Origin of the sequence: Psychrobacter frigidicola, from assembly GCF_007997305.1 — a bacterium.
Taxonomy (GTDB): Bacteria; Pseudomonadota; Gammaproteobacteria; order Pseudomonadales; family Moraxellaceae; genus Psychrobacter; species Psychrobacter frigidicola.
The window spans coordinates 702839-718938 of record NZ_VORZ01000001.1; the positions used below are offsets into that span (position 1 = coordinate 702839).

Annotated in this window: 16 protein-coding genes; 11 read left to right on the forward strand and 5 right to left on the reverse strand. The window is 42.0% G+C overall.

Annotation, left to right across the window (positions count from 1 at the left end; all coding sequences use genetic code 11):
* The first annotated feature begins 31 nt into the window (after positions 1-31).
* Entirely contained in the window at positions 32-1009 is a 978-nt protein-coding gene (locus ES754_RS02865; RefSeq protein WP_170231068.1) for a ChbG/HpnK family deacetylase, read from the forward strand.
* Between the two features lie 115 nt (positions 1010-1124).
* Here the strand turns inward: ES754_RS02865 and ES754_RS02870 are convergent, their stop codons facing one another.
* Positions 1125-2054, reverse strand: a complete 930-nt coding sequence (locus ES754_RS02870) for a branched-chain amino acid transaminase (RefSeq protein ID WP_147221871.1) — start codon at positions 2052-2054, stop codon at positions 1125-1127.
* 310 nt (positions 2055-2364) lie between these two features.
* On the reverse strand, positions 2365-5232 hold the full coding sequence (glnE, locus tag ES754_RS02875; RefSeq protein WP_147221873.1) for a bifunctional [glutamate--ammonia ligase]-adenylyl-L-tyrosine phosphorylase/[glutamate--ammonia-ligase] adenylyltransferase: 2868 nt from the start codon (positions 5230-5232) through the stop codon (positions 2365-2367).
* A gap of 320 nt (positions 5233-5552) precedes the next feature.
* Between glnE and ES754_RS02880 the strand changes: the two genes are divergently transcribed.
* From ES754_RS02880 to ES754_RS02905, 6 genes are all read left to right on the forward strand, one after another.
* A complete protein-coding gene (locus tag ES754_RS02880) occupies positions 5553-6803 on the forward strand; it encodes an amidohydrolase (RefSeq protein WP_147221875.1) in 1251 nt (416 codons plus the stop codon).
* A 99-nt stretch (positions 6804-6902) separates the two neighbouring features.
* Positions 6903-7946 carry an NADP-dependent oxidoreductase gene (locus tag ES754_RS02885; protein WP_147221878.1) on the forward strand — a complete coding sequence of 348 codons (1044 nt, stop codon included), beginning with the start codon at positions 6903-6905 and terminating at the stop codon, positions 7944-7946.
* Positions 7947-8023: 77 nt separating this feature from the next.
* Complete coding sequence (tusD, locus tag ES754_RS02890; protein ID WP_147221880.1) at positions 8024-8527, forward strand: sulfurtransferase complex subunit TusD; 504 nt, start codon at positions 8024-8026, stop codon at positions 8525-8527.
* A gap of 90 nt (positions 8528-8617) precedes the next feature.
* A complete protein-coding gene (locus tag ES754_RS02895; RefSeq protein ID WP_147221882.1) occupies positions 8618-8941 on the forward strand; it encodes a hypothetical protein in 324 nt (107 codons plus the stop codon).
* Positions 8942-8992: 51 nt separating this feature from the next.
* Positions 8993-9340 (forward strand): hypothetical protein, encoded by a 348-nt coding sequence (locus ES754_RS02900; RefSeq protein WP_147221884.1) that lies wholly within the window; start codon positions 8993-8995, stop codon positions 9338-9340.
* Positions 9337-9696: a TusE/DsrC/DsvC family sulfur relay protein gene (locus tag ES754_RS02905; protein WP_147221886.1), complete on the forward strand. Its 360-nt coding sequence runs from the start codon at positions 9337-9339 to the stop codon at positions 9694-9696. Before ES754_RS02900 ends, ES754_RS02905 begins: the two co-directional genes overlap by 4 nt.
* A gap of 37 nt (positions 9697-9733) precedes the next feature.
* Here ES754_RS02905 and ES754_RS02910 read toward each other — a convergent pair whose 3' ends face one another.
* Positions 9734-10282, reverse strand: coding sequence for a tRNA (cytidine(34)-2'-O)-methyltransferase (locus ES754_RS02910; RefSeq protein WP_147221888.1), 549 nt, complete (start codon positions 10280-10282; stop codon positions 9734-9736).
* A gap of 395 nt (positions 10283-10677) precedes the next feature.
* On the opposite strand from ES754_RS02910, the gene ES754_RS02915 reads away from it, so the two are divergent.
* Complete coding sequence (locus tag ES754_RS02915; protein ID WP_147221890.1) at positions 10678-10818, forward strand: entericidin A/B family lipoprotein; 141 nt, start codon at positions 10678-10680, stop codon at positions 10816-10818.
* Positions 10819-10919: 101 nt separating this feature from the next.
* Positions 10920-11060, forward strand: coding sequence for a lipoprotein (locus tag ES754_RS02920; RefSeq protein WP_147221892.1), 141 nt, complete (start codon positions 10920-10922; stop codon positions 11058-11060).
* 80 nt (positions 11061-11140) lie between these two features.
* Here the strand turns inward: ES754_RS02920 and hemW are convergent, their stop codons facing one another.
* On the reverse strand, positions 11141-12481 hold the full coding sequence (hemW, locus tag ES754_RS02925) for a radical SAM family heme chaperone HemW (protein ID WP_147221894.1): 1341 nt from the start codon (positions 12479-12481) through the stop codon (positions 11141-11143).
* A 228-nt stretch (positions 12482-12709) separates the two neighbouring features.
* Here hemW and ES754_RS02930 point away from each other — a divergent pair, with 228 nt between their 5' ends.
* Complete coding sequence (locus ES754_RS02930) at positions 12710-13204, forward strand: EVE domain-containing protein (protein WP_147221896.1); 495 nt, start codon at positions 12710-12712, stop codon at positions 13202-13204.
* 54 nt (positions 13205-13258) lie between these two features.
* Here ES754_RS02930 and ES754_RS02935 read toward each other — a convergent pair whose 3' ends face one another.
* The gene (locus tag ES754_RS02935; RefSeq protein WP_147221898.1) at positions 13259-13954 is read right to left on the reverse strand and encodes a hypothetical protein; all 696 of its coding nucleotides are present in this window, start codon (positions 13952-13954) and stop codon (positions 13259-13261) included.
* 403 nt (positions 13955-14357) lie between these two features.
* Here ES754_RS02935 and ES754_RS02940 point away from each other — a divergent pair, with 403 nt between their 5' ends.
* The gene (locus ES754_RS02940) at positions 14358-15725 is read left to right on the forward strand and encodes an MATE family efflux transporter (protein WP_147221900.1); all 1368 of its coding nucleotides are present in this window, start codon (positions 14358-14360) and stop codon (positions 15723-15725) included.
* Positions 15726-16100 lie beyond the last annotated feature (375 nt).

Below are 16100 nucleotides of genomic sequence, written 5' to 3' on the forward strand. Positions count from 1 at the left end.
AAAAAGTTCAGTTTTGAAAAACATAGCGTCCATGAAAAATACTTTTAACAATGAGAAGGCGCAATCATCGAACGGTGCACGCGCAATCATTATTAATGTGGATGACTTAGGCCTATCGAGCGCAGTGAATGAGGCAGTAATTAAGCTTGCTGAACACGGACGTATTGGCGCGAGTAGTTATATGACCGGCGGTCAAATCACCGCTGCAGAGATACGCACGCTGGCTGACTTAAACGTCGATATTGGTCTGCATTTTGACTTGACTGGCATCTTTCCATCAGATCTACAAGGGTCATTAAGGTCTTTGGTCATAACCAGTTACCTACGCCGTCTTGATTCGTCCCAAGTAACGGATATTATTAATCGTCAACTTGATGGTTTTGAAGATATTTTCGGCCATGCACCCGTTTTTATTGATGGCCATCAACATATTCATCAGTTTCCTATTATTCGCCAAAGCTTAGTCAAAGCGCTGAATGCTCGTTATGCCGATGGCTCAAAAAACCCTATCTGTGCCAGAGTTACCCTACCTTTGGTGAATGATTTGAAATCTTGGATTATCTATAGTCTTGGTGGCCGTGCATGGCGCAAACTATGTGTCGAGAATAGTATTGCTACCAATCATTATTTTGGCGGTGTCTATGGATTTGATGCGAATTTTCAAAAGCTTGCGGCGTTATGGGAGAGCTGGCTTACTAATGCCCCGCGCACCAACCATCTGCTCCCTGCCATGCATTCCCTGCCTATTGATATCGAATCACTGGGCACTTATGCGCAATATGGCAGCACCACCCCAGCCATACATTCGGTACCCAATGCTTTGCCTAGTAATTTGAGCCCCACCCTAATTATGTGTCATCCTGCTGTCCCTGCTGCGAATTGGCAAGACGATATTAAAGCGGCTCGTGAGCGCGAGTTTGAGTGGTTAATGAGCCGTCAATTCGAGCAACTACTACAGGAATACGAAGTCAGATTGGTAAGATGGTCAGATATAACCAACAACAAATAACTGCTTATTAAATAAATTTTCTAAATTATAGCCATTAAAAAAGCCAAGACACTAAATCAGTCTTAGCTTTTTTATTGCAGATAGAACTGTATATGATTTGCTTTGTCATGAACAATTAATCAATAAAGCTTAACCAATCCATATACTTCTCATTGCGGCCATGTACTACATCAAAATATAAGGTTTGCAGCTTTTCAGTCAATGGACCACGGCCACCGTTACCAATTTTACGATCGTCATACTCTCGAATAGGCGTGACTTCAGCTGCTGTACCAGTCATGAAGATCTCATCGGCCAAATAAAACTCATCACGCGTAATACGGCGCTCAGTCACCTTAATACCCAAATCTTCAGCAAACTGGATAATTGTGCGACGAGTAATACCGTCCAATGCGCCGCCTGCTAAATCTGGCGTATGGAGCTCGCCGTTCTTCACTAAGAATAAATTCTCGCCTGAACCCTGACAAACATAGCCTTGGGAGTCCATCATGATTGCTTCGTCATAGCCATTACGAGTGACTTCACGATTGGCCATAATAGATACCGGATAGTTACTTGACGCTTTGGCCTTACACATCGTGACGTTGGGCAAATGGTGAGAATAAGAAGATGTTTTTACGCGAATACCGTTTTGAATGCCTTCTTCACCAAGATATGCGCCCCAATGCCATGCCGCAACCATCGCATTAATGCTATTGTCATGAGCAGCTAAACCCAGCTTTTCAGCGCCAATCCATATTAGCGGGCGAATGTAAGCTTCTGCTAGGTTGTTCTGCTTAACCACATCTTTATGTGCTTGTTCAAGAGTAGCCGCATCAAAAGGCACTTCCATTTGAAAGATGAAAGCGGAACCTAGCAGACGTTCAGTGTGATCTTTTAAGCGAAAAATTGCCGTACGCTTATCAGCAGTCTGATAGGCACGTACGCCTTCAAATACGGCGATACCGTAATGTAAGCTATGGGTCAATACATGAATTTTGGCATCTGGCTGGTCAATCATCGTGCCATTCATCCAAAGCTTGCCGTCTTGTGTTGCCATGTTCATTCGATATTCCTTATGCTAGCGCTAGCGTCTAACTTTTTTTGTTGAGTTAATGAATTAAAATCGTGTTGTTGTACCATATTGTCACATGTAGACCGTTCGTTATTATTAATAAAACTTTCTATCGATAATCATCACATGGAACGGTTAACTCTTTATTAGCTTATTATGGCGTGCGCATGATTATATCACTGGCAGTGAGGGTAAATGAACTCTTTTAGTTTTATGCTCAATGGCTTTTATTTATATCAGTTTTTTTATTATTAAGCATGGCGTTTTGCAGTGTAATTAATATTAATTGGTCAATTCTGCATTATTCCACACCCATCAGATGCTGCCATTGCGCTTGTACGAGTGTACGGGTCTCAACCCATAATGACTCATCGACCAGTAATGACTGCTCTGCTAATGCCAACTGATGCGTGGCCGCCCGTACTCGTAAATAAGCATCGGTCAAATCTTCACAAACTTGCGCTTCCCAAATCCCAAGCGTTGCCATCTCTTCAAAAATACGGACGTTATCGCTCCATTTGGTAAGGCTTAGATAGTCATGCGAATAAGCGAGCACGGCGAATTGTGCTAAAAATTCGATATCTACAATCCCGCCAGCATCTTGTTTCAGATGAAACTTACCCGCTTGCTGCTTGCGTTGGCTGCTACCTAAATGCTTTTGCATTTTTAGGCGCATGCTGGTCACTTCAATTCGCACTTGCTCAATCGTGCGCGGCAATGCCAATACCGCACGGCGGATATCACAAAAACGCGCCGTCACTCGTTTGTCACCACAGATTGCCCGTGCGCGCACCAGTGCTTGATGTTCCCACGACCACGCCTTTTCAAGCTGATAGGTCTCAAACGCATGGCAAGAGACTACCATCATGCCAGCGTTACCGGAGGGGCGCAGACGCATATCAACCTCATAAGCACGACCATCGCGCGTTTGGGTATTCAGATAAGTCATCAGCTTTTGGGCAAGGCGCGCGGCAAACTTCATGCCACTGACTGATGTTTCACCCGTGGTCATGCCCTGCTCTTTTATTTTATGTAGGAAAACTAAGTCTAAATCAGACGAATACGACAATTCAAGCCCGCCCAACTTGCCATAACCGATAATCGCAAATCCGCAATCCGCCTCAGTGACGGGATCACCATCTTGGGCGATAGGATAGCCGTAACGCTTCACCATCTCTGCAAAGGCACGTTCAAGTGCGGCCTCTAATACGACAGCAGCGATATAAGTCAATGAATCAGACACCTTCATAATCGGCCGCTCCGCCAGTACATCACTTGCAGCAACCGCCAATACCTGGTTTTTTTTAAATAAACGTAAAACGCTGAGGAGCTCCTCTTCGTCTTCAGGCTCAACACGTAACAACTGTTGACGCAGAATATCGCGCAGCTCTGGCTTGTCCGGTAAATGACGATAACGCTGCTGTAAAAAAGTATCGAGCAATACTGGATAACGCGCCAGCTCATGGGCAATCCAAGGACTGGCTGACAACATAGGAATCAGCTCAACAGTGGCATTGGGATTTTCTGCAATCATGACCAAATAAATGGAACGACGACAAATGGCCTCAAGTAGTGCAATCAGACGCGGCAACGCGGTATTGGCTAACTGTTGCTGCTCCTGATGCGCAAGTAGCGCATGTATAATGACCGGATAAACATTATCTAAGCGCTCTCTCGCTTCAGCACTAAGGTTCGCAACCATTTTTGATTGCCAAAAAGTCTGGAGCTGAGCACGGCTTTCTTCACTTAGAACCGTATCAAGCTGAGCAATTTGCTCCTCAATATTAGTCGGCTCCAGCATAACTTTGTCTTGTGCCGGCATCTGGCGTTCAGTCACCATGCGCTCAAAAGGCACATTCACATTTTCCCGATGACCGTTAAGGGTCGCTAGCAGCGCTTCCCAATTTTCAAATCCAAGCGTCATGGCTAAATTTCGCTGCCAATGCGCGTCATTGGGCAAACGTTGGGTCTGTTGATCGTTAATCGCTTGAATGCCGTGCTCAAGTCGACGCAGAAACCGATAGGCTGCTTGTAAGTGCTCATAAGTCGTGCGGTCTAAATACTCAAGCGTATACAAGGCTTGCATCGCCTGCAGGCAAGGTTTGACTTGGAGCTGCGGATGCCGTCCACCATAAATCAGCTGAAAAGCTTGCACGATAAACTCAATGTCGCGAATACCGCCCGCGCCAAGCTTAATATTATCCAAGTCTTCACGCTGCGCTACTTGGTTCTGAATCAAGGATTTCATCTCACGCAGGGCGGAAAACGCACTATAATCGACATAATAGCGAAAGACAAACGGCTTAATCAGTCCCTGCAATTCATCATAAAACGGCTGGTTAATTTGCCCAACCACCCGCGCTTTTAACCAGGCAAAGCGCTCCCAAGCGCGTCCATGATTGCTAAAGTATTTTTGTAATGCTGATAAATGAATCGCTAAATCGCTACCATCGCCCCACGGGCGCAGACGCATATCCACCCGAAACACGAAGCCATCGGCAGTACAGTTATCGAGCAGCTTAATAATCCCTTGACCAAGACGGGTCATAAAGCGCTTGTTATCAATACTGCGCGTACCTTTGGCTTTGTCACCATCCGTCTGTCCACGCGCTTGATGAACAAATATCAAATCAATATCACTGGATAAATTCAGCTCATGAGCACCCAATTTACCCATCGCCATAATCGCCATATCATCAATATGCTGCAACCCTTTATCATCAATAAAAGTCGGTTGCCCATATTGGCTAACCAGATGTTGATAGCTATAATTTTTGGCAAAGATAATACAGCCATCGGCAAACTCAGACAGCTCATCCGTTAGCTGCTCAAGCGTAATCAGTGCTAATGCGTCCTGCCAAATCCAGCGCATCATCAATAGCATGCGCAAATGTCGCAAGCCGCTCATTACCTTTGACTCATCAGCAAGTTGGTAGTTCTCATCCAAAGTATAGTCCTGAATAAGGTCATCAATTTGCTGGCGAGTTAAGGTCTGGTTTAGCGGATAACTGCGCAAAAATGTCTGGCAAGAAATGGTTCGACTCTCCCAAATCTGATAGGCAAACTCACTGGCAGTCTGTAGCACTTGCAGCTGGGCGGGTGTAGGTTGATAGCTTGGCTGATGGCTTGTAATGTTAGGCGTAGCAGATGATGGCATAACTGGCGACATAATGATAAAACTCCTTGCAGCAGGGAACAAATAATCCAGCTGAACCTTGCGATATTATTGGTATCTATTGTTATATTTTTTGATGAGGGGATTACAAGGCAGAGTATGAAACGCAATTCAGCATAGCCGTAAACATAACCCTACTCAATCTACACATATTGCCAATCCTAACCGCTTATATTACCGATACAATTTAGCTCAGAGTCTTTAATTCAAAATTTTTAATTCAGAACCTTTAATCCAACAGCTTATCTTAGCATTTACCAACAAATTAAAAACATGCTATAAATATAACCCAAACCAATATACTGAGCCACTCAATGAGCAAACAAGAATTGTTACTCCGTAACGTTAGATTAGAGACCGGTTTTGTACGTGATAAAAACAATCAGGTCATTGCCACTAAAACCGCACTCTTTGATATGCATATTACTAATGGCAAAATTAAAACTATCAACGCCAAAGGACAGCTCAAAAATACCACTCAACACAATAATGAGAATGACACTCAAAAAGTAAAAACAATTGATGCAAATGGTTTATTAATGTTGCCGACCTTTCAGGATATGCATGTCCATATCGATAAGACCTATTATGGTGGTGATTGGCAGGCCGCTCCTTGGACAGGCGATATCAAGCATATGATTCGCCTGGAGGAGGATTTGATTCCAAAACTCCTTCCTGACTCTCAAAGGCGAGCTGAAGCGTGTATCCAGCTGCTGCAAAGCTACGGCTCTACCTTTGCACGTTGTCATTGTAATATCGACCCCGTAAGCGGCCTAAGAAGCTTAGAGCATTTGCAATTGGCATTGGATAAATACAAAGACAGCTTTACGTGGGAGATTGCCGCTTTTCCGCAACACGGTATTCTTTATTCACAGTCCGAGGGCTTGTTAAGGGAAGCTGCGCAAATGGATATCGGCTTTATCGGTGGTCTTGACCCCACTATTGTAGATGACGATATGAAAAAGTCTTTAGATGTTATGTTTGATATTGCTTTAGATTATGATAAAGGCGTCGACATTCACCTGCACGAAGGCCTGCCTTCTGGCAAAGCGGTGATGAAACACATGATACAGCGGGTCAAAGAAAGCCCAAGCTTGCAAGGAAAAACCTTTATCACTCACGCCTATGCGCTCGCCATGCTACCAGAGATTGAGTTGGAAGATATTGCAGTGCAGTTTGCAGAATATGGCATTGGCATTATTTCCAGCATTCCAATCGGATCAAACGCCTTACCTATTCCAACCTTAACAAAGCATCAGGTCAACGTCAGAGCGGGTACGGATAATATTATGGATAACTTCTCACCCTTTGGTAGCGGTGACATGCTACAAAAAGCCAATGTATGCGCGCAACTGTACGGCTGGACTGATGAATATCGCTTAAACCGCGCCTTAAAAATGATAACGGATCAACCGCTACCTTTGGATGATCAAGGCAAACAAGTATGGCCATTGGTCGGCGATGACGCTGATTTTATACTGGTCAAAGCATCTTGTTCGGCTGAGGCTGTGGCACGCTTACCAAAACGTGAGGCAGTCTACTATAAAGGCAACTCAATTTACTGATAAAGAATGTTTCTAGAAAAAACTGTCCAATAAAGTCAGTTGCTCAAAAAAAACTAACTGTCTCAGAATAGCTATTAAATATAAAAAAGGAAAGTTCAAATGAATCATTCAAAACCACAAAATCAAGAAATCGTACTCGCGAAACACCCTGAAGGCGCGGTCAAAGAAGATACTTTTAAGTTCAACGATATTGATATGCCTAAGTGTAAAGATGGCGAAATATTAATCAAAAGCATTTATGTCTCAGTCGACCCCGGCATGCGCGGCTTTATGGATAAAGGTGATAGTGATAACGCTGGTACGAAGTTTAAGCTTAACGAACCTATTACCAGTAGAACGGTTGCTCAGGTCATGGATAGTAATAATGCTGACTTTAAAACAGGCGATATTGTGCATGGACGTTTTGCATGGCAGAAGTATCAAAGCGTAAGCGCTGACGAGCTAGAAAAAGTAGACCCTGACCTTGCGCCAATTTCTACCGCTGTCAGCATGCTTGGTATACCAGGCTTAGCGGCTTATTTTGGTATGTTAAAGATTGGTCAAGCTAAAAAAGGGGAAACCGTTGTGGTATCAGGTGCCGCAGGTTCAGTCGGTAGTATTGCCTCGCAAGTTGCCCGCATCATGGGTTGCAAGGTCGTTGGTATTGCAGGCTCTGCTGAGAAAATTGACTATTTAGAAAATGACTTAGGTCTCGATAAAGGTATTAATTATAAAGAAACCGATGATATGCAAGCCGCTATAAAAGAGGCTTGTCCAGACGGCGTTGATGTATTCTTTGATAATGTCGGCGGTGAGCTGTTTGACGCGGTTTTTGCTAATATTAATGAACACGCCCGCATCGCTATTTGTGGTCAAATTGCGGATTACAATACAGGGGATGCACCACAAGGCACTCGGCCTATGCATACTCTAATTAAAAAAAGTGCGCGTATGGAAGGCTTCGTCGTTTATGACTTTAAAGATGAGTTTGATGCGGCCAAAAAGCAGATTAGTGCTTGGTATAACGACGGTGAAATGATTTATAAAGAAAATCTTATTGAAGGGTTTGAAAATATTCCTTCTGCTTTTATAGGCTTATTCGAAGGAGATAATATCGGTAAGCAAATAGTTAAAGTTGGCGAGGTAGAAAGTAACAAGAAATAAACTGGCCTTTGCGTTAGCGTTAATCTTTGCCATAATAGGATAATAACTTCATATCCCCTATAACCTGCGATACCACAATTATGACCACGACTCCGCTACTATTGATTACCAAAGACCCTAGCCATCCCCTTGCTGATTTAGCGCTGCGTTATACCCGTGCTTTACTTGCGCAAACCAGTGCGGTTGATAATGAAGTTACTGACAATGGCGTTTCTAAAAGTGCCAATGTTGAAAACAATATGGCCAAAAGCTCCGAGAGTTTTTGCGAGAACATTTGCGAAAGTGTTAAAGCGCCTTTAAACCTGTTCTTCTATGCCGATGCGGCCCATACTGCCAATCGATTGCGCTGGCAGTCTGCGGATCAAACTAATTTGACCCAAGAATGGCAAGCACTTGCTGAGCAATACCAGCTGCCGTTACCCGTTTGCGTCAGCACCGCACTCAGCCGCGGTATTAGCGATACCGACAACAGTACGCGTCATCAGCTAGATGGCAATAATGTTGCCATAGGATTTCAGTTGGTCGGTTTGAGTGAGCTGGCAATAATGATGCAAGGTCATTGCCGTTTGATACAGTTTTAATAAGCTAAGCGCAGTTGTAATGTTAATAAAAAGTGCTAATAAAAAATATATTAATAATGCATCACCTTGAGAATAAGCAAAGGATTCACAATGAAATTACTGATTCAGCTACGTACTGATAGCGAAATGGTTAGTTATGAAGGCTGTGCGCTAGCCTTAACCCTAGCGACTTTTGGTCATGATGTGCAGCTGTATTTAGATGCGCCCGTGTTTGGGCTATTAATGCAACCGAAGTCACGTTTGCATGGCATGATTCAGTCGCTTGAACTATACGATATGCCGGCTGCTTGGTTACCCGATGATGTATTTAGTGGTTGGCTAACAGGGATGGTGCCAAATGATTTGGCAAAGCAATTAACCTTTATTCCAGAGGTGGTTAATTCACAAGACTTTGAGCAAATTTTAACTTTTTAGCAGTTACTTTCATATTTACAGCACAATAACAACTAAATACAGGATTCCTTTATGGCAACCTTATATCAAATACATAGCACTATGGATACGCTCAGACGTAGCACCCATGAGATGGCACTAACTTGGCGCGCAGGCGACAGTATTCTACTATTAGGATCGACCGCCGCTTTTATTGATTGGCTAAATGCTTATATAAACGATGTTGATATGGAGAATGGCACTGTTATCAAAGATATCGCTGGGATTTATGTACTTGCCGAAGACGTTGCCAAGTTAAGTCACGAGACAACGGCACAACTAAAAATCAATAATAAAGTAACGGCTGTTTTAACAGATAGTGAATGGGTTACCCTCACGCAAGATACTCGCTTTGATAAAGTGGTCACTATTGCCTTATGATTGTTTCCCCTACAACTTCCACTAAGCCTGCTACTACAGATACCAGCCTTGTATTAGATCAAGACGGTCATCTCTGTGACCATAGCCTTTGGACACCAAATATTGCCCAGCAACTTGCGGATACCCTTGAGGTTAAGCTAAGTGCTGAACATTTAGAGATCCTACAACAAGTTCGGTCTTTTTTTGATAAGTTCAATCACGCGCCAGCTACCCGTCCGCTTATTAAATGGCTGCAACAAACTTTACCGCAGCAGGATATTAGTAATCAAAAACTGCAACAGTTATTTAATACTGGCTTGGTTGCGCGTCATGTCAATCGCTTGGCTGGACTACCAAAACCACCTAATTGTTTATAAGACCTTTGGCTGAGTTAAACATCTATAAATGATAAAACTATTTCGCATCATATACCGTCAGCGTCTCGTAACCAATACTACGACCTGTATCACCGCCAAAGCCCTGCTGCCGCCATACTTCATAGAGACATATCGCCACGCTATTAGATAAATTTAAACTACGTGAATTTGTTAGCATCGGCAGTCTGAGCCAGTTATCGACTCCGATATCCTCACGGATAACATCCGCCAATCCTGCAGTCTCAGAGCCAAAAACTAAAGCGACGTTATGGTTGTCACTATTAGCATTTACTTGAGCCCCAAAATCATAATCATAGAAAGGTTTGCTGAGCTTAGTGGTCAGCGCAGTAATAGTTTCACAACCTGCGTTTATTAACGCCTGTTTAGCCGCAGCCCAGTCGTCATGCACTTGTAGATGTGCGTATTCGTGATAATCTAGCCCTGCCCGGCGCAGCTTTTTATCATCAAGCTCAAAACCTAATGGTTTTACTAAATGTAGCTCTGCCCCACTATTGGCACATAGGCGAATGATATTGCCGGTATTGCTAGGCATTTTTGGCGCTACTAGCACGATATGAATGGTCATATAATATCCGTAAAAAGTGATGCATATTAGAATTTGGGTTTTTTAGGACTATTTAATACTATTATTGACTTAAATCTAAGTTTTAAGGATAATGGCTAAACAACAGAAATGTAAAACCACTTGTAGTCAACCGTAATCAAAAGTTACAGTTTACTGTCAATAATTACATTTTAGTACTGGGCATAGATTTTAACTTTCATTATGATAGCTTCAAAGGATGAATAGGCAATAATATACCTACTGGAACAGCAATTTTGTAGCTGTTTTTTTAGTATCGTGTTCTTGCAATTTTATCCTGTATACCGACAGTGATGTTTAGAAAATCGCTTATTATTGCTGTCTCTAATCGTAAAAACAAATTTTGTAAAAATACATTCATTTTTGAGGACACTATTATGAAAAAAGTAATTATCGCATCTTTGGCTGCTATGTTTGTACTAACTGGCTGTAACACTTTTAAAGGTCTTGGCCAAGACGTATCAAGTGCCGGTAGTGCTGTAACTGGTACTGCTCAAGAAGTTCAAAGAAAAATCTAAGTTTTAATTATATTTCATATTTAAGAGGCTTACCCAACGGTAAGCCTTTTTTTATACTTTGTATAAATTATCGTAATTTTATCTCTTTTGAGGACACTACTATGAAAAAAGTAATTATCGCAGCTTTGACCGCTATGTTTGTACTAACTGGCTGCAACACGTTCGCAGGTCTAGGCCAAGACTTATCAATCGCAGGTAATGCTATAAGTAGTACTGCTCAAGAAGTTCAAGGAAATATTTGAGTTCTTATTAGATATTTTCTTGAAAAGGCTGACCCAACGGCAGGCCTTTTTTATTAGTATTTATTATCGTTTTTCATACTTTATAAAAACTCTCGTAATATCTGATTTAAATAACGCTGGCCTAGTACCGTAGCCTGTAGTCTCTCTGAGCTGTCTAGCAATAGGCCTTTACTGATCAGCTTATTCACTTGCGCCGCTATACAATCATAACTAAGCCCCGTTCGCGTTTCAAACAATTCCCAAGTTACTCCGTCGTGCAGACGCAGTGCATTGAGCATAAATTCGCTCACCAAGTCATCACTAGCAATTTTTTGCCAGCCAATCATTTTTGGCGCATTTAAAATAGTGGAGCTCTCTATCGCTTTATTTGTAGACACTGTGTTACTAACAGTAGAATGAGTGGCAGTAGTAGAACAAGCAACATAGTCTTTTGGCAGCCGTGATTTACTAAAACGATGAATGCCTGTTTCTACTAGTAATTCATTATTTATTAATAGATTTCTTTCACTATTAGCTATGCTTACTTTGCCATGCGCGCCCGCTCCAATGGCCAGATAATCACCAAACTGCCAGTAGTTCACATTATGGCGACAGGGGGCATCCAACCTGCCAGCCCAAGCTGACACTTCATAATTGTTATAACGCAAACTCTGTAATAATGCCTGCCCTGCTTGCTCAATATCCGCTAAGCGGTCTTCATCAGGCAGAATTGGCTGGCTACGATAAAACACCGTATTAGGCTCAATGGTTAGCTGATACCATGAGATATGGGTCGCGCCCGCATCATGAGCGGTTTGAATGTCATGCAGCGCCTCGACGAGCGTTTGTTGCGGTAGACCGTGCATCAAATCTACGTTTACTCGTGTAAATCCAGCTTCACGCGCCGCCTTAATCGCAGACACTGCTTGATCAGGGTCGTGAATACGACCCAGCGTTTGTAACTTTTCGGCCGCGAAGCTCTGTACGCCAATCGATAAACGATTGATGCCCACCTCTAAATACTCAGCAAAAGGCGCATGCTCTAAAGTGCCAGGATTGGCCTCCATAGTGATTTCAATATCGTCAGCGAAACTGAAAATCGTGCGTAACTCTGCAAATAAGCGCCGATATTGGACAATTGGTAGTAATGACGGTGTGCCACCTCCAATAAATATCGAGCTAATCTCTCGCTCTTGGGTCAGTGGCTGCTGCATCCGCGCATCTAATAACAGCACGTCCACATAACCATCATACATCGACAGCGGTATATCAGACTCTAGCTCATGTGAATTAAAATCACAGTAGGGACATTTTTTTACACACCACGGAATGTGAATATAGAGCGCCAGCGGGATATTTGATACGTCTATATTATTAATATTGAAAGTATTCAAATTAGAAGCACTCGACAAGCTGTTAGCTTGAGATTTAGATTTGGGCATAAACGGACTTATTCAACAATGAGACGCTGTCATTAACAGCAAAAAGTAATGCTAGGATAACGGCTAAGTCTCTTAAAAAAAAGGCTAACTTAAATAAAATATCTTCAATAACAAAACCAATAACAAATGCTCATGTTAACAGCACGCTATTACAGGCAAAATAGCTCACAACTAAAAACTAACAATGCCTGAAAATAGTTACTAAGAATAATTAAAAGGATAAAAAACATGGCCTATTGGTTGATGAAATCTAATCCAAAATACTTTGGCATTAATGATTTGCAGCGTTTGGAAACGGAGATGTGGGATGGGGTACGTAACTACCGCGCCCGTAATTTTATGCGTGATGATATGAAGGTCGGTGATCAAGTATTTTTTTATCACTCAAGTGCCAAGCCTTCTGGCGTCGCTGGCATCATGACCATTAGCAAAGCCGGTTATGCTGACCCTACTCAGTTTCATCCTGAGCATCGGCACTTTGATCCTATCGCGACCATCGAGGAACCACGCTGGTATATGGTCGATGTCGCCTTTGAGCAGGCTTTTACTGAGACCTTGCCCTTATCTCAGCTTAAATTCATCCCAGCGCTTGAGGATTCATTGTTACTAAGAAAAGGCTGCCAGCAATTAACGGTTATTCCACTTGAGCCCAAGCACTGGCTAGCGATTATGGATATGGCAGAGACCCTTGGGTTGTTGCCTGATGCTGAAAGTAATATCTGAATACATACAGCTAATATTTTTTATTACTAGCTATAAAACCGGCTTATAAACACTTCATATTTTTTTAAACATCTTTTCGAAATGATTATTCTCTTGGTAGCCACCCATAAAGCTAAAACTTGCTAATATTTCCCAAAGCAAGCGGGCAAATTGTTTGTCTCTATCATCATATAGCTTTGTATTTTTTAGGCTGATAGATATTGCATTAAAGTTATGCAAAAAGGAAAAAATATTATTATTTTCAATTTCAACATTATTTAGCAAGTAAGAAACAGCTTCTTTAAATGCCTCAAATTCTATCAATATTTCTGCAAGTGCCTCCTCGTCAAGATTATTTAAAAAAACATGCCATCTATTTTGGCTTTCTGTTACATACTCTTTAAAGTATGCTTTAAATTTATCAGAATCTATAAGTAAGTCTGTGTCAACATATGACTCAGAAATATTACCTTTATTGTAAGTATTTAAGATATGCAGAATTAGCTGTCTCCTGAACTCTATATATTGAGACAGAAAATTTGCTTTTACTCTCTTTTTCTTTTGGTTTTGAGGTAAGTAGACAACTAAAAAATAGAACCATATACTTACTAGCATCCCTGATGACAAGGTAAATATCATAGTATTACCGAAATTAAAGCCTTGGAATATGTATCTAATCCCACTAATCTCGACTACTTCACCACTACTTTTGATAAGCAAAAAAATACAAAGCAGGCCCATAACTAACAAACTATAATTTATATATCGCACTCATCATTTCCTAAAATTTGTAATTATATCAACTTACATTCTTTCTAGCATGAATAGAAGGCACTTTATATCGGTATTTTAGGATGTAAGAATCTTTAGAGTTAACCAACAAACATAGTCGACATACAACCATTTAAATCTCACTGTATTAGATAAACAACCATCATTAGTTCGTGACTCATGCGTCCTAAATACTTTGAAAACATTGACATCACCATAAGGCTTGTTTACCATCCTATCTACTTTTGACCTGTCAATTCATTCCTTGAGTTGGCGGGTTATTTTTGTTTTTAGTGCCTCATTTCAAATATTTATCCCTCCTTCACTGTTCTGCTATTAATTTGTTGATGGCTATATCTGACATTGACAGTAACCACCGTGAATAATTAACAAGTTGCTAACCATGGTTTCCGTATTATCCTTTAAAGACTTTAAAAGCTATAGCATGCGTTTAGGCATACTCGCATTACCTATTTTGATTACTCAATTTTGCCAAGCCGCGTTAGGTGTGGTTGATGCCATTATGGCAGGCCAAGTCTCCGCACTTGATTTGGCGGCTGTGGCGGTTGGTTCTGGTATTTGGCTGCCGCTATTTTTGTTAGTCACTGGTATTTTGATTGCCACTACGCCATTGATTGGTGAGGCAGTCGGGCAAAACAAACACGACCAAGTTCCCCATATTACTCAACAGTCGCTATGGACCGCTGGAGTGTTAGGTATTCTGGGTTTTATTATTGTCAATCTGATGCCAAATGTCCTTGGCATAATGGGCGTTCCGGCAAATATTCAACCGATAGCAGCGGAATACTTACATGGCGTGTCTTTTGGTTTCCCTGCGCTTGCTGCCTATGCAGTGCTACGCAGTTACTGTGAAGCACTCGGACGACCTGAGCCAGTGACCATTATTAGTATTATTGGTTTATTAGCAGATATTCCACTGAATTATATTTTTATTCATGGTTTATTCGGGATGCCTGAGATGGGCGGTGCGGGCTGCGGGGTAGCCACTGCGATCGTATTATGGATCAACGTGCTCCTACTGGCCGCGTATACTACCTTTACCAAGCGCCAGCAATTTGCCAGTACGCGCTTCTTTTATAGCTTTACCGCGCCTAATCGTGAGCAAATTACTAAGTTGTTAAAGCTTGGTATACCGATTGGTATCTCTATATTTTTTGAGGCCAGTCTTTTTAGCTTAGGCGCCTTGGTCATCAGTCCACTTGGGGAGTTGGCGACCGCGTCACATCAGGTAGCATTGTCAGTGACCTCACAACTATTCATGATACCAATCTCGGTGGCAATGGCATTGACTATTATGGTATCTAATCGTTTTGGTGAGAAGAACCTTCTTGCTGTGCGCCAAGTGCAAGCAACAGGTCTCATCTGGACGGTAGTTATTGCACTCGTTTGTATGCTGGGGATTTGGATATTCAGACCACAACTGGCCGCCGCTTTTACTGACAATCTAGAGGTCAGAGCGCAGGCGATGCATCTGTTAATCTTCGCCCTTGCCTATCAATTATTTGACGGCTGGCAGGTCAATATCGCAGGCATTTTACGCGGTATGCAGGACACCACGGTGCCGATGTGGGTCACGCTATTCTGTTATTGGATAGTTGCCTTGCCGCTTGGTATCTATATGGTACGCTATACTGATATAGGCGCTCAAGGGTTTTGGATGGCGTTAATCGCTGGACTAGTCTTATCTTCCATCCTCCTCACGTTACGTCTGATTTATCAACAAAAACGTTTGGGAGCGCAATGGGCGTAGACGGTTAGCTCGCCGTTTTATTCTAATTAGAGATTAAGATAATAATAAACGATTTAAGTCGTTGCCTATATATATATATGCAACGACTTTTTTCTTTTCATAATGGCTAGATAGCGCGCAGTCTGCTGAAAATAGTATGCTTTCCTCTTCTAAAGTGAGTCTCTATCGTAGTATCTAGTAATCAATACTAGCGCTGCCTGCTTACATAGACTATGATAAATAGCTGAATCTTTCTTACCCAAGAACATACTAATATTAAAAATATGTAAAAATTCTCAGTTAACAACTGTACATCGATTGCTCATTGCGTCTAATATAGGTATCATTAGCAATCGACAAAACAATGTTTTGTTACACTATTTCTTCTTAAATTTT